Below are 26,420 nucleotides of genomic sequence, written 5' to 3' on the forward strand. Positions count from 1 at the left end.
AAGCCGCTGCATCTACTACGCAGCGACCTTGATAGCCTTTTTACGACGCACACCAAATCATCAAACAACACAGAAAAAGCGCCATGTAGAATACGAAGCAAATGGCGCGTTATCCGCGGATTATCTGTGTTAAAGCGAAGCTGATTTACGTCTCTGGCTTGGAACAAATACGTTCAATGACTTTGGACGCAGCTTGATTGCCAGTTGCTCATCAGAATACAGTTCACCATCAATCACATACTCAATCGGTTTATTCGCAGAAATAGTGACGCTCTGAGCCGTCGCGTATTGAAAATGTGTCGATTCTTCCTGTGCGCCTACGCTCGTTAATGTCAGATCCGACAATGCGATAAGACGTCCGCCTAAAGACTCGGTGTTATCTAAATATGTGATATGCAGCTTGCCATCATCAGGCTGCGGCGCATCACCACCTTGGGCAAGCAACGTACTAAATGGAGCGATATTCGCAACGACAAAACTATGGACTTCAAGCGTTTGTGTATTATTGTCGTGGTTTCCATCTTCAGTTGGATCGTCTAACGAAACGGTTAAAGCTTGCGTTTCTTCCGCCACTACAGCATTAAAAAAGCCGGTGAGGTAAGCTAGTTGTCCAAAAACATTTTTCTCTTCTCGCTGAGCGTGCTCGATCATTTTCTGTTCTAGCCCAATGCCTAAGACCAATAAAATAAGCCGCTGATTACATTCCGCAGTATCAATACGTTGGCAGTGTCCGCCAAGCAACGCTTCACACGCTTTTTCGACCGGTGAGAATTTTGCGCCAACGCCATAGAGCACATGACATAACGCATTGGCAGTTCCGAGCGGAACAATACCGAGTTTTAGGTCGGTATCCACCAATTGGCTCGCCACCTCTGTTACTGTGCCATCGCCACCAGCTACGATGATTTGCTTAGCTCCATTTTCTTTTGCCTGTTGTGTTAGCTGCTCGGCGCTGAGGTTTGTGGTGGTTTGATGAATACTCAAGCGATATTTTTTGGTTAGTTCACGAATCAAGTGCTGTTCGTTTTCCTCCCATTTTCCGCCACCTGCAACAGGGTTAACCACCATCCAAGTGGATTGATCCAGCCCTAGCACGCCTTTTTCACTGATCGCTCGTAACGTTCTAATCTGTAATTTATTCAATCTCGCGGTACTGCGTACGTCATTGATTTTTTTCATCACGGATTCAACCGTCAGTGACGGGTCTTTGCTTAATAAATACGCCGCCACAACAAACACTGAACGACCACGCCCTAACGCACAATGCACAACCACTGCCCGCGAGCACGAGATTTGAGTATCAATCCAGTTAATCGCATGGCGCAGGCGCTCTAGCGTTGGGGCTTTGTGGTCGAGTACCGGAATCGAAAGGTAATGAAACTGCTTGTCGGTCATCGCGCTTTCAAGGCCTGCAAATTCTGCGGTGACATCGACAATACAAGAGATCTCATTGGATTCGAGAAAATCTAAGTCACTCTGAAACAAACGGCGAGATAGGTATAAATTGTCGCTGACTTTTTGGATTGGAGGTACAGTATCACGCCGTCTTTCCCAGGCGTTATACGCTCTAGCCCCCAATAAAAATGGGATGAATGCCCAGCGAATCCACCTGACAATCTTGCCATCTTGGTTTTTTCTAAAAATAGAGGGAATGTCGAATACGTAGGCTACGCTGACCAACGCTAAAGAAAGAGATATCCACAAGAACAGCAGACTAACGATAATTTGAGGCGTATAGATAGCGGCCAATAAACTGATCAGAGCGCCAAGAATATAATATTTGATGATAAACATTCGCTCTCCTTGCCTTCAGCGAGTGCACTTTTTAGTGGAAGTTAGAATACGCGGGGGATTGAGCTTGGATACATGAACTTGAGTAAACGCCTTGATTGAGTGCCTTCCCGTGCCGAAATGGCACGAAAAGGTCCAACACTCTACCTAGCTTGCCACCTCTTCAACATAACCATCCGCTAGTTTCATTTTCTGCTTATCGGTCATTACCTTGCCGGCTAACTGGAAGAAACGCTGCTCTTCTTCCTCAAGATGGTGCAACACTTTGTGACGTAAGGTTTTCATTAGGTTGAGCCACGCTGGCGAGCTCATATCGGTTGCATCAAGCTGTGCAATCACTTTATCAATTTCATGATGCTCTGCGATGCCATGGCGAGTGAGATCAATGGTCTTATCGCTATCTATTAAAGGCGCGTAGAAAAACCGCTCTTCTGCCGCTGCGTGCTGTTCGAGTTCCTCTTTAAGGTTGTGATAAAACTCTTCACGAGCGGGGGAATCTCCAGACGTTTCCATCAGAGCATCGAGTAAAAGGCGTTGCTTTTCATGACTCTCTTTCAGTACATCAAATATGTTTTTCATCTTTGACTCCTTATCTGATTGTAAACAATTGGGACAAAAGGAAGGGCGGTTATTGACCGCCCCTCTCTTACATAGCTATGCGTAAAAAACCTAACCTGATTCGGCTAACAGTCTTGGTCTTCAGCGTTTAGGTTTTCTTTAATGTTTTCACATTCATCTTCAATCGCATTTTGGGTTTCTTCGGCGGCTTCATCTATCTTTTTGCCGGCCTGTTCCATTGGCCCTTCTTCACTACAAGCTGCCAACGCAAACACCAAACCGAATACTGCGGCGATACGGTAAATAAATGACGTAAGTCGCATGGAATCTCCTATCTATTTACGTTTTTTCTTCCCAGCAGAACAATCACTATTGATACAATTAATGACAATAGGAATAGGTAAAATATCACTTGCGCGATAGAGGCAGCAGCTCCTGCAATACCAGTAAAGCCTAATAGTGCAGAAATTAGTGCCAGTGCCAGAAAAATAAACATCCAACGAACCATAGTGTTACCTCCTAATAAAAGTGGGTTAAATCACTCGGCTCGCTATTATTGAACCACTTCTAGCTTATCAATCACCTTATTTACGTCATTGGTGTTATTTGCAATTGAAATTGCAAGATCATGCTCCGCATCTGAATTAACTTGACCTGCCAACGTTACCGTTTTGCGTTCTGTCGTTACATCAATATCCGTACCACTCACATTGGTATCCATTAGTAGGCGCGTTTTAACTATAGTCGTGATTTTAGAATCGGTCAGTGTAGCTAAAGCTTCTGAATCAGTTTCTTTCTTGCCTTCATTCACTACTGACAATTCGTTGTTTACTTTTTTCACACCATCAAGACCAGTAACAAGCTCTTCGGCAAGTGATTTTTCAAGATCATTGTTTACCGAACCAGAAAGGGTAACGACCTGATTCTCAACATCGGTATTGATATCAAAAGAGTTGAGATTGCTGTTTAGCAGTAGTGTGGTTTCAGCTTTACCATCTAGCCAAGCGTCCATGGATTCTTTTTCCCATTTATCACTCGCTAAGACTGCTGTAGATGAAGTAGCAAGAACTGACGTAAGTACAATTTTAGCTGCGATGTTATTCATGGTAATTCTCCTTTATTGACGTTGCACTTCCCTAGGAGCAAACCACGTGCCAACTTTATAACTCATTGTTTTTAAGTGACTAATAAAGGAAAGAGGTAAAAATGAGATGAGCAATAAAGTATAAGCATGAATTATTTACACGTAAAAAATGTAATTTTTAATCGGTGATAAAGCCTCCGTCACTTGTGCCTAAATAACCTGATAAAACAGAAAGGCTATTTCTCCAGAATCAATTAATAGCAAAATTATTATTTTAAAAATAAAAATCTGAACAAAAGGAAATATCTACTGATGGCTCTCACCGATATATATCAAAAAGGGGCTAATAACATAAAAATACCGAACAAATCCTTAAATCTATGCTGACAATATTTTGTCTTGTGAAGTGAGAATAATCCACGTACATTGTTTCTGTCATAGTAAAGAGGACATTTCTATGTCGATGCCAAGCCTATTTCTAAGAATACAAGATCCATCACTTAAAAATGCCATCGCTTCTTGCCAGGAACTGAACAAATTTCGTCTGCATGACATCGATGCCGCAGACCAATGGATTGAAGATTTCCTACAACTCAAACCGGAAGTTGCGATTGTTGAAGTCGCCCACTTTACTAGTGCAGATTATCAACGTCTTTCTAATATCGAAGACATCTACGATATGGACTTGATCATCATTAGCTCAGGCGCTCCAAACGAGAACTTGGATAAGCTGATGAACTTGGGTGCTATTTTTCACTACAGAAAGCCCGTTGATATTGCCATTCTGACGGACACCCTGAGCGAAGTCAGCCAGTACTATCAACACAAACAAGATCAAGGGCGTAAAGTGTCCACCAGCGATCTTGACCAATTTGGTCTTTTGGTCGGCTCTTCCTCTCCGATGCATCAGCTCTATCGTATGATCAGGCGCGTTGCTAAAACAGAAGCCAACGTCCTTATTGTCGGTGAAAGTGGATCAGGCAAAGAACTGGTGGCGCAGACCATCCACTTAGCGAGTGAGCGTAAACAACAGCCCTTTATAGCGATTAACTGTGGTGCCATTAGCCCTGAATTGGTTGATAGTGAACTGTTTGGCCATGAGAAAGGCGCTTTTACCGGAGCAAATAAAACTCACCAAGGTGTATTTAAGCAGGCAGAGGGCGGCACCCTATTTTTAGATGAAATCACCGAGATGCCTATCGAGCATCAAGTGAAGCTATTGCGGGTGCTAGAAACCGGAGAGTATCGCCCAGTTGGCAGTAATACGGTTCATATCGCTAATACTCGCATCATTGCTGCTACAAACCGTGATCCTAAAATCGCCATTGAGGAGCAGTTCCTGCGTGAAGATCTGTTTTTCCGCTTATCGCATTTCCCATTAACGATACCGCCACTGCGAGAACGAGGCGGTGATATCGTAGGTCTGGCCAAGCACTTTATTGCGCACCGCAACGCCAATGAGGCAAAAACCAAAACGATTCTTGACTCTGCGATCCAAAAAATCGCTGCACACGACTGGCCAGGTAATGTCCGTGAGCTCAAACACACGATCGAGCGTGCATTCATTTTGGCTGATGACACCATCCGAGATGAACATCTTATCTTCGACACACCACCATTGGAAACAGGCACCAGCATCGAAGACCTTGTTCCGGCGGGCGTTTCGCTAGAAGAGCTAGAAAAAGCCGCCATTCTCAATACCCTTGAAGAGAATCAAGGCAATAAAACGGAATCAGCGCAGGAGTTAGGCATTAGCGTGAAAACGCTCTATAACAAACTCGAAAAGTATCAAGACGAGTAACTCGCTATGGGAGTACAAAAAGAGCACTGAATTTTATTCAGTGCTCTTTTTGTATCTTATCTTTTATGCAGTTAGGCTGCGTTTGGTGTTTGATTAAACCCACTGCCCCGCAACAAAGCCGCTCGACCAGCACCACTGAAAATTGTAGCCCCCTAGCCAACCAGTCACATCCATCACTTCACCAATAAAATAAAGCCCTTTAATGTCTTTGCATTCCATGGTTTTCGAGGATAAGTGATCAGTATCGACACCGCCGAGTGTCACTTCCGCAGTTCGGTAGCCTTCAGTGCCATTCGGGGCGATATCCCAATGCTCTAGACGCTCCACAATCGCCGCAAGCTCCTTTTGATTGAACTGTTTTAGCGGTTTATCGACTAGCTCTTTACGTTCAATTAAGACTTCAACCAGACGCTTAGGCAGCACTTTGGCAAGCGTATTCTTGAGTGACTGATTTGGATGCTTCTCACGACTGCGTTCTAATAACTCAGCAACATCATCGTTTGGCACAAGATTGATCAACACCTTTTGTCCGGCCCGCCAGAATGAAGAAATCTGTAACACTGCTGGACCAGATAACCCACGATGTGTGAAGAGCAGGGCTTCTTTGAACATGGTGCCATCTTCAGCCGTAATTTCCGCAGGTACCGCGATACCAGATAACTCAGCAAAGTCTTCTTTGTCTTCTTTATGCAGAGTAAATGGTACAAGCCCTGCCGTGGTTGGAATAACTCGAAGACCAAATTGTTCCGCGACTTTATAACCAAATGGTGTCGCTCCCAGTTTTGGCATCGACAAGCCACCTGTTGCGATAACTAAAGACTCACATTCGACAATCTCAGTACCAGCATGCAAACGAAAGCCTTCATCAATTTTTTCAATCGAATGAACATCGCATTGGTAACGCTGCTCGATGTTCGGCATGTCACACTCAGCTAACAACATCTTCACGATATCTTTGGCCGTAAATGCATCGACACAAAACAACTGACCGTGATCACGCTCTTCGAACTCAATGCCATGTTTACACACCATCGAGATGAAATCCCAGTTAGTGTATTGGGAGAGCGCCGACTTAACAAAGTGCGGGTTTTGACACAAATAGTGATTAGCTGAAACGTCGTAGTTAGTGAAGTTACAACGACCACCGCCCGAGATAAGGATTTTACGTCCTGGCTTTTTAGCATGATCGAGCACCAAAACACGGCGGCCTCGCTTGCCTGCTTCTGCAGCACACATTAAACCTGCTGCGCCTGCGCCAATTACAACAACATCAAATTTCTTACTCATCGGTAGCTCTTAGACTGATTGGTATCGAATCAAAATAAAAAAGGATGTGCACATTGCACATCCTTGCTTTCTAGGCGCGACATTCTACCGACAAATACCGAAAGGGAAAAGCGCTTAAACTCTAAGCGCTCTGTATGTCCGCAAAATCTCAGACAGAACAACTTCTGGATTATTGACTCTTAGAGAATGAAGGCCGCAAGTAGCGTCACGCCGAGCAACGCGGTCGATAGAACAAACAATTCACGCACTCTTTCACACTTACCAGTAAAAATTTCATCGTGGTGATGATGATATTCTTTACTTTTAATGTAGTGATACAACCTCACCTGCTTGGTGACATTTCCATGAGTAGTAAAAAAACCATTACCATCAACTTGCTGATATAACAGCGGATGCGCTTCACGCATGATATAAATTAGAGAACGAAGAGCGGTGAGATACCGGACCATATTAACTCCAGTTACCACCATTAGCGCAAATAAGATTGTGTCTCCACTGATCATCTTTTCCTCCCTACATCTTCAACAATGCTCAAGAGAAAAAGACGATCAACACTTCGTCTTTACCCGCTACTTACAACGTCCCAAAACGCGTTTACGCAGCTGGAGCATCCATGATTGAAGATGAACCTTCTTTCGCCATTTGTGCTAGATCTTTGTCAATGAAGAACAACGCTTTACCGTCTTCACCTACCAGTTCGATCTTATCTAAAATCCCTTTAAACAACTTCTCTTCTTCGTGCTGTTCTGACACGTACCACTGTAGGAAGTTAAACGTTGAGTAGTCTTGGCTAGTAAATGCAACGTGCGCCAGTTTGTTGATTTTTTCCGTGATCATTTGCTCATGTTCAAATGTCTCGCGGAAAACGTCACCTAGGCTCGCAAAGTCATGCTTTGGCGCATCAATAGCGCCTAAGATTGGCATTGAGCCAGTTTCACTCACGTAAGTGAATAGGCGTTGCATGTGCTCCATTTCTTCTACGGCGTGAGCGCGTAAAAATTCAGCCGCACCTTCAAAACCTTTGTCTTCACACCAAGCACTCATTTGTAAGTATAGATTGGATGAGAAAAATTCTAGGTTAATTTGCTCATTCAATTGTTCGACCATAGTTTGAGACAGCATGTTAACTCCTATTATTGTGCATGCAATATACCCAAGTAACCTCGAAATAAATGACGCTGCGAGAATAGCTTGGTCTGGCAGACACGGCGAAGTTTCACTTCAACTCTAGTCAGTAACACTACGCTTATTTCAGCATATCAAAGTCACTTGGGTATAACGCCACTATAACATGATTACTGAGACAAGACTTTGTACCTACGGCACCGATATGAGATCACTTCAGCAAATTTTTTTTGGGGTTGGTGCTAATCTAAAACTATGACCTTACAAGGAGATAGCAATATGAGTTACAAACACATACTTGTGGCAGTCGACCTTTCAGACGACAGTAAAGTGTTGATTAAGAAAGCCGTATCACTGGCTAAACCTCTGGATGCGAAAGTCTCTTTTATTCACATCGACGTGAACTACGCAGAACTCTACACCGGGCTTATCGATATCAATATGGCAGAAGCGCAACATCAAGCAATGGAAGCATCGCGCACACAATTGGCAAACTTCGCAGAATATGCGCAATACCCAATTGCCCATACTTTAGTCGGTAGTGGCGATTTGAGTAATGAGCTGTGCGATACCATTCAAGACTACAGCATTGATTTGGTGGTTTGTGGTCATCACCAAGATTTCTGGAGCAAGATTCTATCTTCGACTCGACAGCTGATTAACTGCTCACCAGTCGATATGCTGGTCGTACCGCTAAAAGACTGATTGGCGCAACGATAAAACTTGGTTAGACTGCGGGCACATTTGTTGTTGATAAAGATTCTCATCCATGGCTTATCTATCCGCAGTTACCCTACTTTGGGCATTCTCATTTAGCCTGATCGGCGTTTACCTCGCCGGTCAGGTTGATTCTTGGTTCTCGGTGTTCATGCGCGTGGCACTGGCGAGTTTGGTTTTCATTCCCTTTTTGAAATTCCGTGGCGTTAGCAAATCCCTAATCGCGAAACTGATGACCGTCGGTGGCTTCCAGCTCGGCTTGATGTATTGCTTCTACTACCAATCTTTTTTGCTCCTTTCCGTGCCAGAAGTATTGCTGTTCACCGTATTCACACCCATTTACGTCACGCTAATCTATGACTTCTTGAAAGGTCGCTTTTCACCTTGGTACTTAGTTACCGCTGCAATAGCCGTATTTGGTGCCGCCTGGATTAAATTTGCAGGCATTAATGAAGATTTCCTACTGGGCTTTTTGGTCGTACAAGGAGCAAACCTCTGCTTTGCCATCGGTCAGGTGGGCTACAAATATATCATGGAGAGTGAACCCGTCGATTTGCCACAACACACCGTGTTTGGCTACTTCTACTTAGGTGCACTTTGTGTAGCAACCGTGGCTTTCGCGCTCATGGGTAACCTCGACAAACTACCAACCACTACAACGCAATGGGGCATTCTGACATACCTTGGGTTGATTGCTTCTGGTTTTGGTTACTTTGCTTGGAACAAAGGCGCGACTATGGTGAACGCAGGTGCACTGGCAGTAATGAACAATGCATTGGTTCCGGCGGGCTTGATTGTAAACATTGTGATTTGGAACCGCGATGTTGATGTCATGCGACTCGCCATTGGCGGTGCGATCATCATGCTATCCCTATGGATTAACGAAACCTGGGTGAAAAAGCGCGTCGAAATGAGCTACGCCAATAAGTAACGCCATCGCTACTAACAAATATTCCAGCAATAAAAAACGCTCTCCGACTGGAGAGCGTTTTTTGTTTGATTAATGCACTTTGGCTTGTGAGATTGCGTTTATCAAAGCATTAGGTGGCGTTGGCAGCAACACTTCTAGTTTCGCATTGCGCGCTTCAAGCTTGCGCTGACGCTTAAGTAACTTTTGTTGTTTTTTCGCCACTTTTAGCAACTTCTTTTGCTGCTTATAGTGCTTTTTCAGTGTTTTTTTCGCTTTCTTGAGCGATTTTTTATCCGCTAAATCAAACCATACTGGTGCGTCGGCTCTTACTGGCTCCGGAGATTTTTCGGCTTGTTTTTTCTCTTTCACACGCTCAACAACACGCCTCACAATCGCGGCTTTTTCGTTGCTTTGTTTAGTGATCACTGGAATCGCTTGTGCTGGCAGAGCTTCAACCAATAAGCCACATGCTTGTTGCTCACTCAATGGCTTGTCTTGGCATTTTTGTGGAGGAATTGCGGCTGGCTTACAAAGGGTATCTTTGGCCGATGAAGAGCGTGCGCAAGAACGACAAACGAATTTTGGTGCGACAACTAAACGATGGATATCACCAAGTTCTGCCGCGATCTGTTTGCGACTCATTTTACATAAACGTTTAGCCATTCTACTACTCCAGCTTCCCAGTTATCGACCGCATCACAACAAGTGAAATAATAATAATTCTTAGTTAGATATACAGTCAGGGAAGGGAATTAGCAAGAGAAAACTATCAATAGAGACTAGGAAAGAGAGGCTGAGTCACAGCACGACACACCGTACTGTGACAAGAAAAGTTGAGCCGTCAGGAAGTTATGCCATCGATGCTTTAACGTAGACATCGAAGCGATTTTTTTTCGTTTCAATCGCCATGGTCGGTTTTTTCTCGTTCAGCCAGTTAGCATAGTCTGGGCGTTTAACTACTACACGCTTTGTGGCTAACGCCATGGCTGGTTCTAGCAGACCATCGGCGTCCAAATCGGCGCCAACCAACGATTGGAAAACGCGCATTTCTTTTTTTACGAGCGCCGACTTCTTTTTATTTTCTGGGTGCGGATACATCGGGTCAAGATACACCACATCTGGCTGGACAAAGTCTTTATCTTGCGCCAATTGTTCCAGCGCATCATGGCTAGAAGCATGGATTAGCGACATGCGCTCAGATACCCAGGTGCCGATTTCTGGGTCTTGTTTCGCTCGATCCAAGCCATCATCTAACAAAGCCGCTACGACTGGATGACGCTCGACCATCTGCACTTTACAACCTAGCGAGGCGAGCACAAACGCATCACGACCAAGACCTGCCGTGCCGTCTAACACGGTTGGCGTTGCCCCTTTGTTCAACCCCGCAGCTTTCGCAATTGCCTGGCCTTTACCACCACCGAACTTGCGACGATGACCGACCGCACCACCAATCAAATCCACAAAGATTGCACCCAGCTTTGGCTCATCCACTTTACGTAGCTCCAAACGCTCGGTGGTTAGCACCAAAGCAAAATCGCTATCGTCAGTGTGTGAAAGCTGCCAACGCGCAGCGAGTTCATCAAGATGAGATTGTTGAGACGGGTTTTCACAGATCAATTGCAGTTGCAAAAGGAGGCTCCAATAAAAATCGAGGTAACTGGCGCTGAGTGTATACCTAAGTTACCTATTAATGCTAGGTTGAGCTTGCTACGCAGAGGTTATACAGCCGTCAGTTGCTCCACTAGCTCAGAAAGCGGCTTAGGATGGCCAATACCGTAGCCTTGGCCGTAGTCCACACCGAGGTCTATCAAATGCTGCATGACCTGGTCATTTTCGACAAACTCCGCCACCGTCACTTTACCTAGTTGCTTCGCCAAGTCATTGATTGAACGAACCATCACGCGGTCCATTTCATTTACGTTGATATCTTGCACGAAAAGACCATCAATTTTCACGATATCGACAGGAAGTTTCTTTAAGTAACCAAATGAAGACAATCCAGATCCGAAATCATCCAATGCAATCATACAACCCAAAGCCTTTAGCTTGGTAAACAGCTCAATGGCTTGATCCAGATTGCTCATCGCCGCTGTCTCGGTGATTTCTAAGCAGATTTTTTCACACGGCAGAGTCGAACTTTCCAATCGCTCCAATAAGAAGTCAATAAACTCTTGATTCCCCATAGATTGACCTGAAAGGTTTATCGAACAGCGACCAAGCTGTTCAACCACCTCAGGACGCTGTTCAAACCACTCTAGTGTTTGAGTAATAACCTGCTTATCAATCCAATGGGCAATGTTGTAACGCTCGGAAGCAGGGATAAACAGCGCAGGAGAAACATAATCACCGTACCCATTGCGAATACGCACCAAAATCTCAAAATACATTTGAGTCTCGTGCTTTTGTAAGCTTTTTATCGGTTGAGCAAACAGTTCTAAACGTTGATTCGACAATGCCTCATGCACCAAATTGACGCTCTGCATTTCCATCTGACGACGCTGCAACTCTTCGTTATCTAAGCTGAATAGATTATAGCGGTTACGGCCTTGCTCTTTAGCGGCGTGACAAGCAGAGTCTGCTTGAGCATGCACCATTTGTGGCGTATCAGCGGTATGATCGATGATACGGATACCAATTGAGCAACTGATGAACAGGCGTGTGTCTTCCCAAATAAAGAGGTGTTCGCTTAGTGTCGAGATGATCAGTTTGGCAATATTGATGGCGCCATATTCGTCACAGTCTTTGAGTAACACCGCAAACTCATCGCCTCCCATTCGAGCCAAGATGGAATTGTACGGCAGAACGCCTTCCAGCATACTGGCGCAGAATTGAATCGCCGCATCACCTGCATCATGCCCAACCGTATCATTGAGGACTTTTAGTTGATCTAAGTCGAGGTACAACATGGCGTGGACTCGACGATGGCTGTCCACTTCGCACAGTGCGGTCTTAAGCTCTAGTTCAAAATGGTTTCTGTTGTAAGTCCCCGTCAGTAAGTCATAGCGAGCTTGGTATTCCAATTTCTCGGAAAGCAGTTTGGTTTCGGTAATATCTTCGCCCACAATCAGTAGTTGCTCAGATTCACTCAGCGGACGAATATTCTCGCGCACCCAAACACGATGACCATTTGCATGACGATACTCGACTTCACGTCGCCAAACACCATGCACTTGCTGGTTGGGTTGCAATAACACTTGGCGAGGGAACAGCACTTTGTCATCAAAATAGAACTCCCTCAGGCGATGTCCGAGCATGTCCATCGGTTTGTAGCCAAGAAGTAGTTGAGCAAATCGATTCACTTCTTGAATTCGGTTATTACTATCAAGCGTCACCATCATCACGGGCTGCTGCTCGTAATAGTTGCGTAGGGTTGACTCACGTTGGTAAAGCTTGTCCTCCATCAATTTACGACTGGTAATATCGCGCGCTTCAAACAAGTATTGCTTATGATTCCCTACTTGCTGAGAAAAAGGCTTGAGCGAAACTTCTAACACCAATGCGCCGTGTTCTTTACTCCAAATTTCAGCTTCAAACGTCGACACTTGATGGTGAGGCGCGTGGAAATACTCCTCAAGCAACGCTTGTGCTTTTTCACTCCAGTTGGGGTGAAACCAAAGTGGTCGGTCTAAACGCAGTCCTTGGTGATAAAGTAAGGATTGAAGGTGATCGTTGCCCGATTTAAGCACACCGTTGGCATCCAAAATGCCCATATACTGCATGCTCTGATCGAAAATCGATTCTAGAATAGCCTGGCTTTCTCGCGCAGCGCTCTCACTTCGACGCATCCGTTGTAAATAATAACCCATCAGCAAAATGACCACCGACATCACCACAAACAGGCTACCAAACAGGCGAATTTCCTTGGCAAAACGTTCAGAAAGCTTCATTGGCTTATTAAAAAATACCGCAGAAACCTCTTGTTCAGCCCCCAATCCCCAACGCGCTACCGCTTGGTAATCGAGCTTTATTTCAGAATCACTTTTTTTCACCGCAGGCAGAGGCTGATCAGGGTTATCCAAAACGAACTCAAGCATCTCTGCGCTCTCAATACCATGCCGATAACCACTTTGAATAACCCCTCCAACTGCGCCATGACCCAAACCAATGTCATGCACCATAAACAGCGGCGCGTTTGAGACTTTGTTGACACCAACCCAGTCACGCTCGCTGCCAACCATACCTTGTTTATCTCGGTAATAGGTCCAGAACAAGACGACTTTATCGGAACTCAGTTTTGCGACTTGTTGTTTTAGATCGATGATGCTGTCTGGGACAAGTTGTACGATTTTGTCTCGATATTGCGGGAACTTGAGGACAAAATTGTCGATTTGATAACGCAACACCTCACCGGTCACCGAGTGGTCACTGACGATGAGAACTTGTGTGTAGTTCGGATGTAAGCGCTCAATAAGAGCGAGATTCGCTTCCAAATCGACATCTTCCATGACTCCGGTTGCATTCAGAGAACGATGTAAAGAAGGATGGTAGTTATTAATGCCGTTAAATATAACTGGGGTGTCTTTGATGATTGGGGCTAAACGCTGCATGAGTTCAAGCGCATTGTTATCGCTCACTAAAATGGCATCGAATCGCTCTTTGCGTAATTTCGTAAGATACAAGGATTTTAGTTGTGCAAAAAACTGCTCACTCTGGTTACGTTTCGAGTCTAGATAGAGCACACGCATGTCCAGCGCTCGATCGCCCAGCTGTTGCTCGATGCCTCGCTGTATGGAGTCCGTCCAGAAAAAACCCTGATGATAGGAGTGCACGACCAACACCTTCGGATCTGAGGCCGTAGCAAACGCGCTCCAACATAGCGCGGCAATAACCAGAAAACGCTGCACATTCTCTCCATAGCTCGGAGTTAACCCGCAGTTACTCCTGCCAAACCTTGTGAATCCTATCCGCTATGAGTATAAAAGGGAGGTAAAACTCTATCCCTAACGGAAATCATAGTATGAATGCGAGCCTGCCGAAACTCGACGACCTTGACCGCGCAATATTAAAAACACTGATGGCTGACGCCAGAACGCCCTACGCAGAAATGGCAAAGCAGTTCGATGTCAGCCCTGCCACTATCCATGTGCGTATCGAGAAGATGAAGTCGGCGGACATCATCGAAGGAACGGAGGTGATCATCAATACTAAAAAGCTTGGCTACGATGTGTGCTGCTTTATTGGTATTAACCTCAATGCAGCTCGTGATTACCACTCCGCGTTAGAAAAACTCAACGCGCTCGACGAAGTCGTTGAAGCTTACTACACCACGGGCGCGTATAACATATTCGTCAAATTGATGTGCAAATCGATTGAAGAGCTGCAATTTGTACTGATCGACAAGCTGCAAGCCATTGATGAGGTTCAGTCCACGGAGACATTGATATCGTTGCAGAACCCGATCAACCGAAACGTAAATCCGTAAAATTTTTTATAAAAACTGTACAAAAAAGGCCAACCGAACGGTTGGCCTTGATGTTTTTTGCTCAATTTACGCCGCAATACCCGAATGGCGCAACAGTGCATCGATTTGTGGCTCGCGGCCACGGAAGCGCTTAAACAGCTCCATTGGCTCTTCACTGCCCCCCATTTCTAGGATGTTGTTCAGGAAGCTTAGACCCGTCTCTTTGTTGAAGATGCCTTCTTCTTCAAAGCGAGAATACGCGTCTGACGACAGCACTTCAGCCCACAGGTAGCTGTAGTAACCCGCACTGTAGCCACCAGCAAAAATATGGCCGAAGCTGTGTGAGAAACGCGCCCACTCAACCGCAGGAACTACCGCGACTTTCTCTTTCACTTTCGCCAGAGTTTCCAGTACACGCGCACCCACTTCAGGGTCATATTCGGTGTGAAGCGTGAAGTCGAACAAGCCGAATTCTAGCTGACGCAAAATACCCATCGCAGATTGGAAGTTTTTCGCTGCGAGCATTTTGTCTAGCATCGCTTTAGGTAACGGCTCACCTGTCTCATAGTGACCAGAAATGAACGCCAGCGCATCCTCTTCCCAACACCAGTTTTCTAGGAACTGACTTGGTAGCTCAACCGCATCCCAAGGCACGCCATTAATACCTGAAACAGCACCTGTATCAACTTGCGTCAACATGTGGTGGATTCCATGACCAAACTCATGGAATAGCGTCACGACTTCATCGTGCGTGAACAGTGCTGGTTTGTCGCCCACTGGACGGTTGAAGTTACACGTTAGATACGCAACCGGCGTTTGCAGCTCGCCAGATAGCGTAACGCGACGACCACGACAATCATCCATCCACGCGCCGCCACGTTTGTGTTCACGAGCGTAGAGATCTAGGTAGAAACTGCCACGGAGTGTGCCTTCAGCATCAAAGATATCGAAAAAGCGCACGGACTCATGCCAAGTGTCTACGCCTTCGCGCTCAGTAACGGTCATGCCAAACACGCGGTTTAGCACTTCAAACAGACCGCTCACGACTTTTGACTCTGGGAAGTATGGGCGCAGTTCTTCATCCGAAATTTGGAACAGGTGCTGCTTTTGTTTCTCGCTGTAGTAAGCGATATCCCAAACGTTCAGCTCTTCAACACCAAACTCACTTTTCGCAAACTGACGTAACTCTTCGACTTCACGTTCACCTTGCGGTTTCGCTCGTGTCGCTAGGTCATTCAGGAAGCCCAGCACTTGATCCGGCGTTTCAGCCATCTTTGTTGCTAACGACTTTTCACTGTAAGTATTGAAACCTAGCATACGTGAAATTTCATGGCGCAGTTTTAGCTGCTCAGTAATGATTTCTGAGTTATCCCATTTGCCTGCGTTTGGACCTCGATCAGAAGCGCGCGTCACGTACGCTTCGTACACTTCTTTACGCAACTCTTGGTTATCGCAGTACGTCATGACAGGTAGGTAAGATGGGATATCTAGCGTAATGAGGTAACCATCTAACTCTTTTACTTCTGCGGCAGCTTTCGCTGCTGCCAGCGCCGATTCTGGCATACCTGCTAGGTCTTTCTCGTCTGTGATGTGCTTGGTCCAACCCATGGTGGCATCCAGCACATTGTTAGAGAATTTAGAGCTCAGCTCAGACATACGTTTGCTGATCTCGCCGTAACGGTGCTGCTCATCGGATGGCAAACCAATGCCTGATAACTCGAAATCACGCAGTGCATCAGTGATGGTTTTCTGCTGGGCACGAGTTAACGTTGCAAATTCTTCGCTCGCTTTGATGGTTTTGTACGCTTCGTACAACCCTTTGTGCTGACCAACCCAAGTGCCGTACTCTGACAAAATTGGTAGGCAACTTTCGTAAGCTTCACGTAGCTCTTCGCTGTTCACTACCGAGTTCATGTGACCCACTGGCGACCAGATGCGGCTTAAGCGATCATCCGCTTCTTCAATTGGCGCAATCACACTGTCCCAAGTTGGATGAGCGTTGTCTTGTAGAACTTCATCGATTTTTGCTCGGCAGTCAGCAATCGCTTGCTCAACGGCAGGCTTGATGTGTTCTGGTTTAATTTGAGAAAACGGAGGTAGGTCCGTAAACGTCAGAAGAGGATTAGACATGAATAATTCCTTTTGTGTTTTGACTCTGTGATTGCCTGTCTATTTTGTGTAGATAGGCCAACTCAATGTACAGACGAGCCAGCAACATGGATTGGGGGAGCTCCGTTCCCTTTCTCTATGCCGCGATGACCATCATATAGTCAACCAGCGCTACTCTGTCCTTGAGTCTTGTTATACCTAAATGAAATTTCACACCCTTTTGAGTGCGAGAAACTCACCTAGTTCAATTCGATTACCAATAGTAAGTGTGGGTGACTTAAAGAAATTTCAATAGCGTCCCCTTATCAGAGGAACAGATTTGATTGGAAGTTCTACATCTTTAAGTTACTTGAGTATAATACCGCCATAGAGTGAAAATCACAGACCACACTCAACCAAAGAGTGTTTCGAGAGTTTAATTTGTTAAGTTACCGCCACAGCTTCCACGCTGGCAACCATGCCGACGTGGTCAAACACATCGTTCAAAGCCTCATTCTTGATGCGCTGAAACAAAAAGATAAGCCATTCGTTTATCACGATACCCACTCGGGTGTGGGCCGTTACGATCTGACTCACGAATGGTCTGAAAAAACGGGCGAATACAAACAAGGCATCGCACGTATTTGGGATAACCCAAGCATTCCCGAAGACATCAAAAGCTACATCGATGCCATTAAAGTGCTCAACAATGGCGAGAAGCTGCGTTACTACCCAGGCTCACCACGTGTGGCGCGCGCGCAAATCCGCCCACAAGATCGCATGGTGCTGACCGAGTTGCACCCGGCCGATCACCCATTGTTAGAGCAAGAATTCCATCGTGATCGCCAAGTGAGCATCTTCAAAGAAGACGGATTCCAACGCCTCAAAGCAAGCTTACCGCCACAAGAACGTCGTGGTTTGGTGCTGATTGACCCACCATACGAACTCGCGAAAGAGTACCGCGATGTGGTGCGAGCGATTCATCAGAGCCATAAACGTTGGGCAACCGGTATCTACGCGATTTGGTACCCAGTGGTAAACCGTCACGACATCGAAGATATGATCGAAGGCTTGGAAGCACTGGGCATTCGTAAAATTCTGCAAATCGAGTTAGGTGTTGCACCAGATACCAACGAGCGCGGCATGACGGCATCCGGCATGATTGTGATTAACCCGCCATGGAAACTGGAAAGCCAGATGAAAGAGATTCTGCCATTCCTGCAAGACGCGATCGCACCAGCAACTGGCCACTGGAAAGTGGACTGGATTGTGCCAGAGTAAGCACTTCAGTACTGATATCTTCAAGCGCAACGATATTCTCGTTGCGCTTTTTTATGCTCTCACCTTCTCCCTCCAATCGTGCTTATTCTTCTTTTTGTGCCTCTCATCGCTATTTGTCATAAGTATTGTCGCTTTTTCCCATTTAGGAATTAGTCGAATTCGATTTATGATAGTGGGATAACGGTGGCATTGAGTTCGGGCAAGGTCATCCCAATCTATCTATGTACCAGATAAAATTTATAAGCTCTTGGAGAAAGTAATGGCGACTCATTTTGACTATATCTGTATCGGTGGCGGCAGTGGCGGCATCGCATCTGCAAACCGTGCGGCGATGTACGGCGCGAAAGTTGCGCTAATCGAAGCTCAAGACCTTGGCGGTACCTGTGTAAACGTAGGTTGTGTACCGAAAAAAGTGATGTGGCATGGCGCGCAAATCGCAGAAGCAATGAACCTGTACGCAGAAGATTACGGTTTTGATGTCGACGTGAAAGGTTTCGACTGGAGCAAACTGGTTGAGAGCCGTCAGGCATACATCGGTCGTATTCACCAATCTTACGATCGCGTTCTTGGCAACAACAAAGTAAACGTGATTAAAGGCTTTGCTAAGTTTGTTGACGAAAAAACTGTCGAAGTAAACGGTGAACACTACACAGCAGATCACATCCTGATCGCGGTTGGTGGTCGTCCTACTATTCCAAACATTCCAGGCGCTGAATACGGCATCGATTCAAACGGCTTCTTCGACCTAGCAGAGCAACCAAAACGCGTTGCGGTTGTGGGTGCTGGCTACATCGCAGTTGAAATTGCTGGCGTACTGCACGCGCTAGGTACAGAAACGCACCTGTTCGTACGTAAAGAGTCACCACTACGTAGCTTCGATCCAATGATCATCGATACGTTGGTTGAAGTAATGGACGCAGAAGGTCCAAAACTGCACACCCACTCTGTACCAAAAGAAGTGGTAAAAGAAGCCGATGGCAGCCTAACTCTGCACCTAGAAAACGGTGAAAGCCAAAACGTTGACCAACTGATTTGGGCAATCGGTCGTCACCCAGCGACAGACGCAATCAACCTAGCGTCAACCGGCGTGGCAACGAACGAAAAAGGCTACATTAAGGTGGACGAATACCAAGAAACCAACGTGAAAGGCATCTACTGCGTGGGTGACATCATGGAAGGCGGTATCGAGCTAACGCCAGTAGCAGTTAAAGCGGGTCGTCAACTTTCTGAGCGTTTGTTCAACAACAAACCAAACGCGAAGATGGACTACGATTTGGTACCAACTGTGGTATTTAGCCACCCACCAATCGGCACTATCGGTCTTACAACGCAAGAAGCAGAAGAGAAGTACGGCAAAGACAACATCAAAGTTTACACGTCTGGCTTTACGGCGATGTACACCGCTGTTACTAAGCACCGTCAACCATGTAAGATGAAGCTTGTATGTGCGGGCGAAGAAGAAACGGTTGTTGGTCTGCACGGCATCGGTTTCACGGTAGATGAAATGATCCAAGGCTTCGGCGTAGCAATGAAGATGGGCGCAACCAAAGCAGACTTCGACTCTGTTGTGGCTATCCACCCGACGGGCTCAGAAGAGTTCGTAACGATGCGTTAATTGCGCTGAAATCGCATTGCTGATTTCAGCGAATCATTTGAAAAGGTCACCTTAGGGTGACCTTTTTTTGTTAGCCCATGCTTAACTCGCATTCTCCAATAACGTGCGAATAAACTCGGCTTTGATAGCACTCTCCTGCTTACCGTCATGAATCAGGCATAAGTCTGCACGCAGTGATTCTTTCAGCTTGATAAAACGAATCCCATGCCAATGATGCTGAGAAAACGTCGACGGCACCAACGTCACGGTATTGCTGTTTGCTACATACGCCATCAAGGTGCTTGGCTCCACCACTTGTTTGCCAATATGGGGTGAAAAGCCTTCTTGCAGACAGGCATTGATGATGAAGTTTGCCGAGGCTGAATTCGCCAAACTCATAAACGCAAACTCACACGTCTTTAAATCTTGGAGCCGCAGCAAAGATTTGCTGGCTAACTCATGTTGCTCCGACACCGCCACCACAAACACATCTTTGCCCAAAGACACCGACTGATACGGATAAATGTTGAGTGCATCGGCAAAACGTACAATGCCCACGTCGATTTTCTTCTCACTCAGATGCTTCTTTTGCGTCTCTGGGTTAAGGTCAAAAATGTCGGCGTGATAAGTGCTATGCTCAGCATGGAAGCGCTGTAACAAACGATCAAATCCGCCCCAAAATGCGCTACTTACCACACCAACTCGCAGGATATTTCTCTGGTTCAACCCCACTTGCTGCACTTGATTGAGCGAGACATCCAAGGTCTGAAAAATCAGTTGGCATTTGGACTCCAACAATCGCCCGGCCTCCGTCAGCATGACATTTCTTGAATCGCGCTCAAACAGTTTGACGTTAAGCACCTCTTCCAACTCTTTGATGCGATTGCTCAACGGCGAATTGGTGATATTGAGGTTCTCGGCCGCCTTAGTGAAATGCTTGGTTTGTGCGACCTCGTAAAAGTAACGCAGCATCTTCAGCGTCACGCGCTCAAATGGTTCTGACTTCATGCATTGAGTCCTAGCGAATTTCATCATCCTCTTTTTAAGGATGATAGTAGCGAATAAAGCAAAGATAACCAGCGCAGAAAGTCACACAATGGAATCAACACACAACCAGAAGGTGACTAACATGAATCACGATCCAGTAATCGGCGCGCTACAAACCATTCGCGAACGCAAACCAAACTTCCAACCTAAAGCGGCGTTTATTTTAGGCTCTGGCTTAGGCGTATTGGCAGACGAGCTACAAGACAAAGTGGTCATTCCATACGAAGAGCTCGAAGGCTTTCCGGTTAGCACCGTGCAAGGCCACTCTGGTGAGTTGGTACTTGGCACCATGGGCGGCGTAGACGTAGTGTGCATGAAAGGTCGCGGTCACTACTACGAACACGGCTCAATGAAGGTCATGACCACGCCCGTGCGCACCTTTAAAAAGCTGGGCTGTGAGTTTTTACTCGTCACCAACGCAGCAGGCTCACTTCGCCCTGAACGCATTGATGTCGGTTCTCTGGTGGTATTTCATGATCACATTAATACCATGCCTGAATCGCCAATGATCGGTCCGAATGATGAAGAGTACGGCCCGAGGTTCTTCAGCCTCGCCAATGCGTACGACAAAGACCTACGCGCAGAAGCGTTTGAAGTCGGCAAAGCCAATGGCATTCACCTCAATGAAGGTGTGTTTGTCTCTTACACAGGCCCCAACTTTGAGACCGCAGCCGAAATCCGCATGATGCAAATCATCGGTGGTGATGTGGTGGGCATGTCGGTCGTGCCAGAAGTGATTTCTGCGGCGCATTGCGGCTTACCCGTATTGGCAGTGTGTGCGATCACCAACATGGCAGAAGGCTTGGGAGATGTAGAACTGTCTCACGCCCAAACATTGAAGTGCGCGAAGCTAGCCGAAGCCGATTTCATTCGCTTTATTAAGCGCTTTATGAAGCATCACTTCTAAAGCTGTTTCATTCCCAAAAGCAAAAGGGTCATCAAGTAACTTGATGACCCTTTTTTGTGTCACGTTTTCTAACGTTCGGGGGTATTTCGGAGCCGTTTGTGCGTTTTACTTAACTGCACGAACCAATTCAGCAATGCCTTCCCAATCGCCGTTGTCCATCATTGCGGTTGGCACCATCCAAGTACCGCCACAAGCTACAACCGATTTCAGCGCTAGGTAATCTTCCACGTTGGATGGGCTTACGCCACCTGTTGGCATGAATTCCACTGGGTAAACCGCCGTCAGTGCTTTCAGCATGTTTACGCCGCCTGATGGCTCAGCAGGGAAGAACTTCAACGTACGCAAACCCATTTCCATCGCTTGCTCAACCAAGCTTGGGTTGTTTACACCCGGTACGATAGTCACGCCACGTTGCTGACAGTATTTCACTGTGGTTGGGTTGAAGCCTGGGCTAACGATAAAGTCCACGCCCGCTTCGATCGCGATATCCACTTGTTCTGTGGTCAGAACGGTGCCCGCGCCAATCAACAATTCTGGGTACGCTTCACGCATGATGCGAATCGACTCCGCCGCCGCTTCGGTGCGGAATGTCACTTCCGCACATGGTAAACCGTTTTCTACCAACACTTTTGCCAGTGGCAGAGCGTGTGCTACGTCGTTGATTGCGATAACTGGGACGATTTTGATATCTCTTAATCGTTGTTCAAGTGTTGTCATGGGGAACCTCTAAAGAATAAAGCTTAATGTTGCGACGATAATAAACGCGATACCGCCAAGTAACGTTTCCATTACCGTCCAAGTTTTTAATGTGGTTTTCTCATCCATCTCAAGCAAACGAGATACCAACCAGAAACCAGAGTCATTGAAGTGAGACAGTACCGTTGCACCACCCGCAATCGCGATTACGATAAAGCAAAGGTCGAGTTCACTCAAACCTGTTGATGCAGCCACAACTGGCGCGATAAGAGCTGCCGTAGTGGTTAGCGCTACCGTTGCCGAGCCTTGAGCAACACGCAGACAGGTTGAAATCACAAACGCCGCCACAATCACAGGCATACCTGTGTCTGTAAGAACGTCAGCCAGTGCATCACCGATACCACTTGAACGCAGTACGCCGCCAAACATGCCACCAGCACCCGTTACTAGGATAACGCCACAGATTGGAGCCAATGACTCACCACACAATTTTTCTAGTTTTGCCATGCCGTAGTCTTTGGCAAACACAGCCAGACAGACAATCAAAGTAATCAGCAACGCGACTGGAGTTTTACCTAGCATACGTAGGAACTCAACCAGTGCCGTTTTGCCATCAATCACACCCGCAACCGCCAGTGTGTTCAGTACCGTATCCAAACAGATTAGCAGGACTGGCAGCACAAGGATGGTCATAACCGTGCCAAATTTTGGTGCGTTGCGCTCATCCACCATCGCTTCGCCATTAAAGAAGGCTTTAGATAGTGGGATATCGAATTTTTTGCCCGCGTACAAACCAAATAGGTAAGCGCCAAGGTACCAAGTTGGAATAGCCACCAGAATACCCACCACCAATAACAGACCGATGTTTGCACCAAGGAATTCTGCCGCTGCAACCGGACCTGGGTGTGGTGGAACAAACGCGTGCATAACCGCAAAAGCACCAGCTGCAGGCAACGCGTATTTAATTGGTGAGCCACCAAAACGAGCCGCCACACTTAGGATGATTGGCATCATCACTACAAGGCCAGCATCGAAGAAGATTGGGAAGCCAAACAGTAATGAAGCGACGCCCAAAGCAAATGGTGCGCGCTCTTTACCAAAGCGACCAATCAAAGTGTCTGCCAGCACTTTCGCACCGCCAGTCACTTCAAGAATTTTACCGATCATCGCACCGAGACCAACCAGCAATGCCACGGAAGCCAGCGTGCCGCCGAAGCCGCCCATCATGGTCGATACGACTTTCTCTGAAGGAACGCCAGTGGCGATTGCCGTACCTAAACTCACCATAGTAAGGGAAGCAAAAGCATGGACTTTCAGTTTAATGATCAGAACGAGTAACGCTGCAATGGCAAGGCCTGCAATCGTCAGTAGGAACGTAGGATCTGGGGCTTGGGTTAATTGCTCCATAGGTTCACCTTTAAGAATTATTGTTTGTGTTATGGTTCACATTTATTTCAGTTACCGGTAACATGTTACCGATAACATGAATAAGATAAACCCATATTTTAAAGTGAATTCAAAAATTGAGATCACGCGCAAATTTGGTTATGAGGATAAGTTATGGCTGGTAGTAGTGTCATCGTTATGGGCGTTTGTGCTAGTGGTAAAAGCACAATTGGTGAGCATCTAGCGAAAAAGCTAGGGCGTAAATTCATTGATGGTGATGATCTTCATCCACGAGCGAACATTCAGAAAATGGCTTCGGGCCAGCCTCTGAACGATGATGATCGCAAGCCATGGCTAGAACGCATTCGTGATGCGGCGTACAGCCTAGAAAGCAAAAACGAACACGGCATTATTGTCTGTTCAGCACTGAAAAAGATTTACCGCGATCAGATCCGCGAAGGCAACAACAACGTGACCTTCCTGTTCCTTGATGGCGATAGGGAGTTGATCCTTAATCGCATGCGTATGCGCAAAGGCCACTTCATGAAAGAAAACATGGTGAAGAGCCAATTCGAGACACTAGAGCGCCCAGACAACGAGCCTCAAACTCTGATCGTCAGTATCGACGGAGACATCAGCGACGTGGTGGAACGCTCTGCCGCTGAGCTAATCAAAATGCAAGCGATCGAGGTGGCGTAATGACTCACTCTGTTGTTCTTGAGGTCACACAACGCTTGACCGAGCGCAGCCGTGAAGCGCGCGCTGCCTTTCTTGCTCGCACCGAAGTGCAAGCCGAAGCTGGCAAAGGCCGTGTTGGTTTATCTTGTGGTAACTTAGCCCATGCAGTCGCCGCTTCTTGCTCTTCTGAAAAGAAAAATATTCTCGATTTTACTCATGCCAATGTCGCGCTGATCAGCGCCTACAACGACATGTTGAGCGCCCACCAGCCGTACCAAGATTACCCAGTGCAAATCAAACAAGTGCTGGCGGACTACGGCCATACAGCGCAAGTCGCAGGTTGTGTGCCAGCGATGTGCGATGGGGTGACTCAAGGTCAAGCAGGCATGGATATGTCGCTGTTTTCGCGTGACTTAATTGCGCAATCAACGGCGTTGTCTTTGAGTCACAATGTCTTTGATGCCACATTACTGCTTGGTATCTGTGACAAAATCGCCCCGGGGCAACTGATGGGCGCGCTGTCTTACGCGCATCTACCGACTGCGTTTGTACCAGCGGGTCTGATGGCTACGGGCATCAGCAACGAAGAGAAAGTCGACGTGCGCCAAAAATACGCAGCGGGAGAAGTCGGCAAAGACGCTCTGCTGGATATGGAGTGTCGCGCTTACCACTCTGCGGGTACGTGTACGTTTTACGGCACCGCCAATACCAACCAGTTGGTGTTCGAAGCCATGGGCTTGATGCTGCCAGGTTCGGCATTCATCCATCCCCATACCCAACTGCGTAAAGCGTTAACCGATCACGCGGCTCTGAAAATCGCCTCAATGACGGCGGGTTCTGCACACTTCCGTCCGTTGGCCGAGGTGGTCACAGAAAAGAGCTTGGTCAACGGCATCATCGCTCTACTTGCATCTGGCGGCAGCACCAATCACACCATTCATATGATCGCCGTGGCACGTGCTGCTGGCATCTTGCTCACGTGGCAAGACATCAGCGATCTGTCGGATGTGGTTCCTTTGTTAGCTCGCGTTTACCCGAACGGCCCAGCCGATATGAACGCGTTCCAAGACGCGGGGGGCGTGCCAGCGTTATTGCACCGCTTGAACGAATCCGAGCTTTTGCATCGCGATGTGAAACCCGTGTTTGGTGAATTTGAAGACCAAATGACGCTACCGAGTCTTGTCGATGGCCAACTGACTTGGACACCGTGCCAAGGCAGCCAAGACGGTGACGTGATCGCCAAACCAGACGCCACATTCCAAAATACTGGCGGCACTCGCGTACTGACTGGCAACTTAGGCAAAGCCGTGGTGAAAGTGTCTGCGGTGAAAGAAGAGCAACGCGTGATTGTGGCACCAGCGATCGTATTCCAATGCCAACACGAAGTGGAGGCCGCGTACAAACGTGGCGACCTGAACAAAGACTGCATCGTTGTGGTCACACACAACGGCCCAGCGGCAAACGGCATGCCTGAACTGCACAAGCTGATGCCAATTTTAGGGAACGTGCAAAAAGCGGGCTTTAAAGTCGCGCTAGTGACGGACGGTCGTTTATCTGGTGCATCCGGTAAAATTCCGTCTGCGATTCACGTTTCTCCAGAAGCCATTCGTGGTGGCGCGATTGGTTTGGTGCGCAACGGTGATTTGATTCGTCTGGATTGCCAAACGGGTGAACTGAACAACTTAAGCGACACCACTGGTCGCGAGTTGATTCATTTCGATACCGAATCGACCCAACAAACTTGGGGACGAGGTCTGTTTAGCGTGATCCGCCAAAACGTATCGAGTGCAGAAGAAGGCGCAAGCTTTATTGTTTAAGGCGAGAAGAAAGACCTCGTCGTTCCGACGAGCCCAAGCAAGATCAGGAATTTAATATCAACGTGCTGTGAAGCCAGAGAAAACTCCTCTGCCACAGCACTTTTTGTTGGTAGATTCTGAATCACGCTCGTCCCTCGCTGTTCAGAATGACGAGCGTTGGGATTGGCCTCGGTTCTTTTTAAAAATGAATGAGTCCGTCATTCCGACGAGCCTAAGCAAGATTAGGAATCTACTATCAACGTGCTGTGAAGC

Annotated in this window: 24 protein-coding genes; 9 read left to right on the plus strand and 15 right to left on the minus strand. The window is 46.9% G+C overall.

Annotation, left to right across the window (positions count from 1 at the left end; all coding sequences use genetic code 11):
- Nucleotides 1-129: 129 nt before the first annotated feature.
- From R7035_RS08385 to R7035_RS08405, 5 genes are all read right to left on the minus strand, one after another.
- Nucleotides 130-1,794 carry a diacylglycerol kinase family protein gene (locus R7035_RS08385; RefSeq protein ID WP_042522591.1) on the minus strand — a complete coding sequence of 555 codons (1,665 nt, stop codon included), beginning with the start codon at nt 1,792-1,794 and terminating at the stop codon, nt 130-132.
- Nucleotides 1,795-1,938: 144 nt separating this feature from the next.
- Nucleotides 1,939-2,370: a hemerythrin domain-containing protein gene (locus R7035_RS08390; RefSeq protein WP_042522590.1), complete on the minus strand. Its 432-nt coding sequence runs from the start codon at nt 2,368-2,370 to the stop codon at nt 1,939-1,941.
- A gap of 104 nt (nt 2,371-2,474) precedes the next feature.
- Nucleotides 2,475-2,672 carry a hypothetical protein gene (locus tag R7035_RS08395; protein ID WP_005379178.1) on the minus strand — a complete coding sequence of 66 codons (198 nt, stop codon included), beginning with the start codon at nt 2,670-2,672 and terminating at the stop codon, nt 2,475-2,477.
- A gap of 8 nt (nt 2,673-2,680) precedes the next feature.
- Nucleotides 2,681-2,857: a DUF1328 family protein gene (locus tag R7035_RS08400; protein WP_005379177.1), complete on the minus strand. Its 177-nt coding sequence runs from the start codon at nt 2,855-2,857 to the stop codon at nt 2,681-2,683.
- Nucleotides 2,858-2,902: 45 nt separating this feature from the next.
- Complete coding sequence (locus tag R7035_RS08405) at nt 2,903-3,454, minus strand: BON domain-containing protein (protein ID WP_042522589.1); 552 nt, start codon at nt 3,452-3,454, stop codon at nt 2,903-2,905.
- 436 nt (nt 3,455-3,890) lie between these two features.
- Here R7035_RS08405 and R7035_RS08410 point away from each other — a divergent pair, with 436 nt between their 5' ends.
- Nucleotides 3,891-5,234, plus strand: coding sequence for a sigma-54 interaction domain-containing protein (locus tag R7035_RS08410; RefSeq protein ID WP_005382945.1), 1,344 nt, complete (start codon nt 3,891-3,893; stop codon nt 5,232-5,234).
- 93 nt (nt 5,235-5,327) lie between these two features.
- On the opposite strand, the gene R7035_RS08415 is transcribed toward R7035_RS08410, so the two are convergent.
- The 3 genes from R7035_RS08415 to ftnA form a co-directional block, all read right to left on the minus strand.
- Nucleotides 5,328-6,521: an NAD(P)/FAD-dependent oxidoreductase gene (locus tag R7035_RS08415; RefSeq protein WP_005382944.1), complete on the minus strand. Its 1,194-nt coding sequence runs from the start codon at nt 6,519-6,521 to the stop codon at nt 5,328-5,330.
- Nucleotides 6,522-6,700: 179 nt separating this feature from the next.
- Nucleotides 6,701-7,024, minus strand: a complete 324-nt coding sequence (gene uspB / locus R7035_RS08420; protein WP_005379169.1) for a universal stress protein UspB — start codon at nt 7,022-7,024, stop codon at nt 6,701-6,703.
- A gap of 91 nt (nt 7,025-7,115) precedes the next feature.
- Nucleotides 7,116-7,643: a non-heme ferritin gene (gene ftnA / locus R7035_RS08425; protein ID WP_005379167.1), complete on the minus strand. Its 528-nt coding sequence runs from the start codon at nt 7,641-7,643 to the stop codon at nt 7,116-7,118.
- Nucleotides 7,644-7,925: 282 nt separating this feature from the next.
- Between ftnA and uspA the strand changes: the two genes are divergently transcribed.
- Together uspA and R7035_RS08435 are read left to right on the plus strand one after the other, a co-directional pair.
- Complete coding sequence (gene uspA, locus R7035_RS08430; protein WP_005379165.1) at nt 7,926-8,351, plus strand: universal stress protein UspA; 426 nt, start codon at nt 7,926-7,928, stop codon at nt 8,349-8,351.
- Between the two features lie 64 nt (nt 8,352-8,415).
- Complete coding sequence (locus tag R7035_RS08435; RefSeq protein WP_025768287.1) at nt 8,416-9,294, plus strand: carboxylate/amino acid/amine transporter; 879 nt, start codon at nt 8,416-8,418, stop codon at nt 9,292-9,294.
- A 69-nt stretch (nt 9,295-9,363) separates the two neighbouring features.
- On the opposite strand, the gene R7035_RS08440 is transcribed toward R7035_RS08435, so the two are convergent.
- The 3 genes from R7035_RS08440 to R7035_RS08450 form a co-directional block, all read right to left on the minus strand.
- The gene (locus R7035_RS08440) at nt 9,364-9,936 is read right to left on the minus strand and encodes a hypothetical protein (RefSeq protein WP_171343024.1); all 573 of its coding nucleotides are present in this window, start codon (nt 9,934-9,936) and stop codon (nt 9,364-9,366) included.
- Between the two features lie 186 nt (nt 9,937-10,122).
- Nucleotides 10,123-10,902 (minus strand): class I SAM-dependent methyltransferase, encoded by a 780-nt coding sequence (locus tag R7035_RS08445; RefSeq protein ID WP_005379162.1) that lies wholly within the window; start codon nt 10,900-10,902, stop codon nt 10,123-10,125.
- An 89-nt stretch (nt 10,903-10,991) separates the two neighbouring features.
- Nucleotides 10,992-14,117: an EAL domain-containing protein gene (locus R7035_RS08450; protein ID WP_318146091.1), complete on the minus strand. Its 3,126-nt coding sequence runs from the start codon at nt 14,115-14,117 to the stop codon at nt 10,992-10,994.
- A 113-nt stretch (nt 14,118-14,230) separates the two neighbouring features.
- Here R7035_RS08450 and asnC point away from each other — a divergent pair, with 113 nt between their 5' ends.
- Nucleotides 14,231-14,695, plus strand: coding sequence for a transcriptional regulator AsnC (gene asnC / locus R7035_RS08455; RefSeq protein WP_005389595.1), 465 nt, complete (start codon nt 14,231-14,233; stop codon nt 14,693-14,695).
- Between the two features lie 66 nt (nt 14,696-14,761).
- Here asnC and prlC read toward each other — a convergent pair whose 3' ends face one another.
- Nucleotides 14,762-16,804, minus strand: a complete 2,043-nt coding sequence (gene prlC / locus R7035_RS08460; RefSeq protein ID WP_318146092.1) for an oligopeptidase A — start codon at nt 16,802-16,804, stop codon at nt 14,762-14,764.
- A 399-nt stretch (nt 16,805-17,203) separates the two neighbouring features.
- Here prlC and R7035_RS08465 point away from each other — a divergent pair, with 399 nt between their 5' ends.
- Nucleotides 17,204-18,043 carry a 23S rRNA (adenine(2030)-N(6))-methyltransferase RlmJ gene (locus R7035_RS08465; RefSeq protein ID WP_005379158.1) on the plus strand — a complete coding sequence of 280 codons (840 nt, stop codon included), beginning with the start codon at nt 17,204-17,206 and terminating at the stop codon, nt 18,041-18,043.
- Between the two features lie 259 nt (nt 18,044-18,302).
- A complete protein-coding gene (gorA, locus tag R7035_RS08470; RefSeq protein ID WP_005379157.1) occupies nt 18,303-19,658 on the plus strand; it encodes a glutathione-disulfide reductase in 1,356 nt (451 codons plus the stop codon).
- A gap of 81 nt (nt 19,659-19,739) precedes the next feature.
- On the opposite strand, the gene R7035_RS08475 is transcribed toward gorA, so the two are convergent.
- Nucleotides 19,740-20,645, minus strand: a complete 906-nt coding sequence (locus R7035_RS08475) for a LysR family transcriptional regulator (RefSeq protein ID WP_062730780.1) — start codon at nt 20,643-20,645, stop codon at nt 19,740-19,742.
- 121 nt (nt 20,646-20,766) lie between these two features.
- Here R7035_RS08475 and xapA point away from each other — a divergent pair, with 121 nt between their 5' ends.
- Complete coding sequence (gene xapA / locus R7035_RS08480) at nt 20,767-21,591, plus strand: xanthosine phosphorylase (RefSeq protein WP_005379149.1); 825 nt, start codon at nt 20,767-20,769, stop codon at nt 21,589-21,591.
- A 105-nt stretch (nt 21,592-21,696) separates the two neighbouring features.
- On the opposite strand, the gene R7035_RS08485 is transcribed toward xapA, so the two are convergent.
- A complete protein-coding gene (locus R7035_RS08485; protein WP_025624148.1) occupies nt 21,697-22,308 on the minus strand; it encodes a bifunctional 4-hydroxy-2-oxoglutarate aldolase/2-dehydro-3-deoxy-phosphogluconate aldolase in 612 nt (203 codons plus the stop codon).
- Between the two features lie 9 nt (nt 22,309-22,317).
- Nucleotides 22,318-23,694 (minus strand): GntP family permease, encoded by a 1,377-nt coding sequence (locus R7035_RS08490; protein ID WP_012841240.1) that lies wholly within the window; start codon nt 23,692-23,694, stop codon nt 22,318-22,320.
- Nucleotides 23,695-23,847: 153 nt separating this feature from the next.
- On the opposite strand from R7035_RS08490, the gene R7035_RS08495 reads away from it, so the two are divergent.
- Both R7035_RS08495 and edd read left to right on the plus strand, forming a co-directional pair.
- Entirely contained in the window at nt 23,848-24,372 is a 525-nt protein-coding gene (locus R7035_RS08495) for a gluconokinase (protein WP_005379140.1), read from the plus strand.
- Entirely contained in the window at nt 24,372-26,168 is a 1,797-nt protein-coding gene (gene edd / locus R7035_RS08500) for a phosphogluconate dehydratase (RefSeq protein ID WP_318146093.1), read from the plus strand. Before R7035_RS08495 ends, edd begins: the two co-directional genes overlap by 1 nt.
- Nucleotides 26,169-26,420: the final 252 nt, after the last annotated feature.

Origin of the sequence: Vibrio sp. 1731, from assembly GCF_033339955.1 — a bacterium.
In the GTDB taxonomy this organism is placed as follows: domain Bacteria; phylum Pseudomonadota; class Gammaproteobacteria; order Enterobacterales; family Vibrionaceae; genus Vibrio; species Vibrio alginolyticus.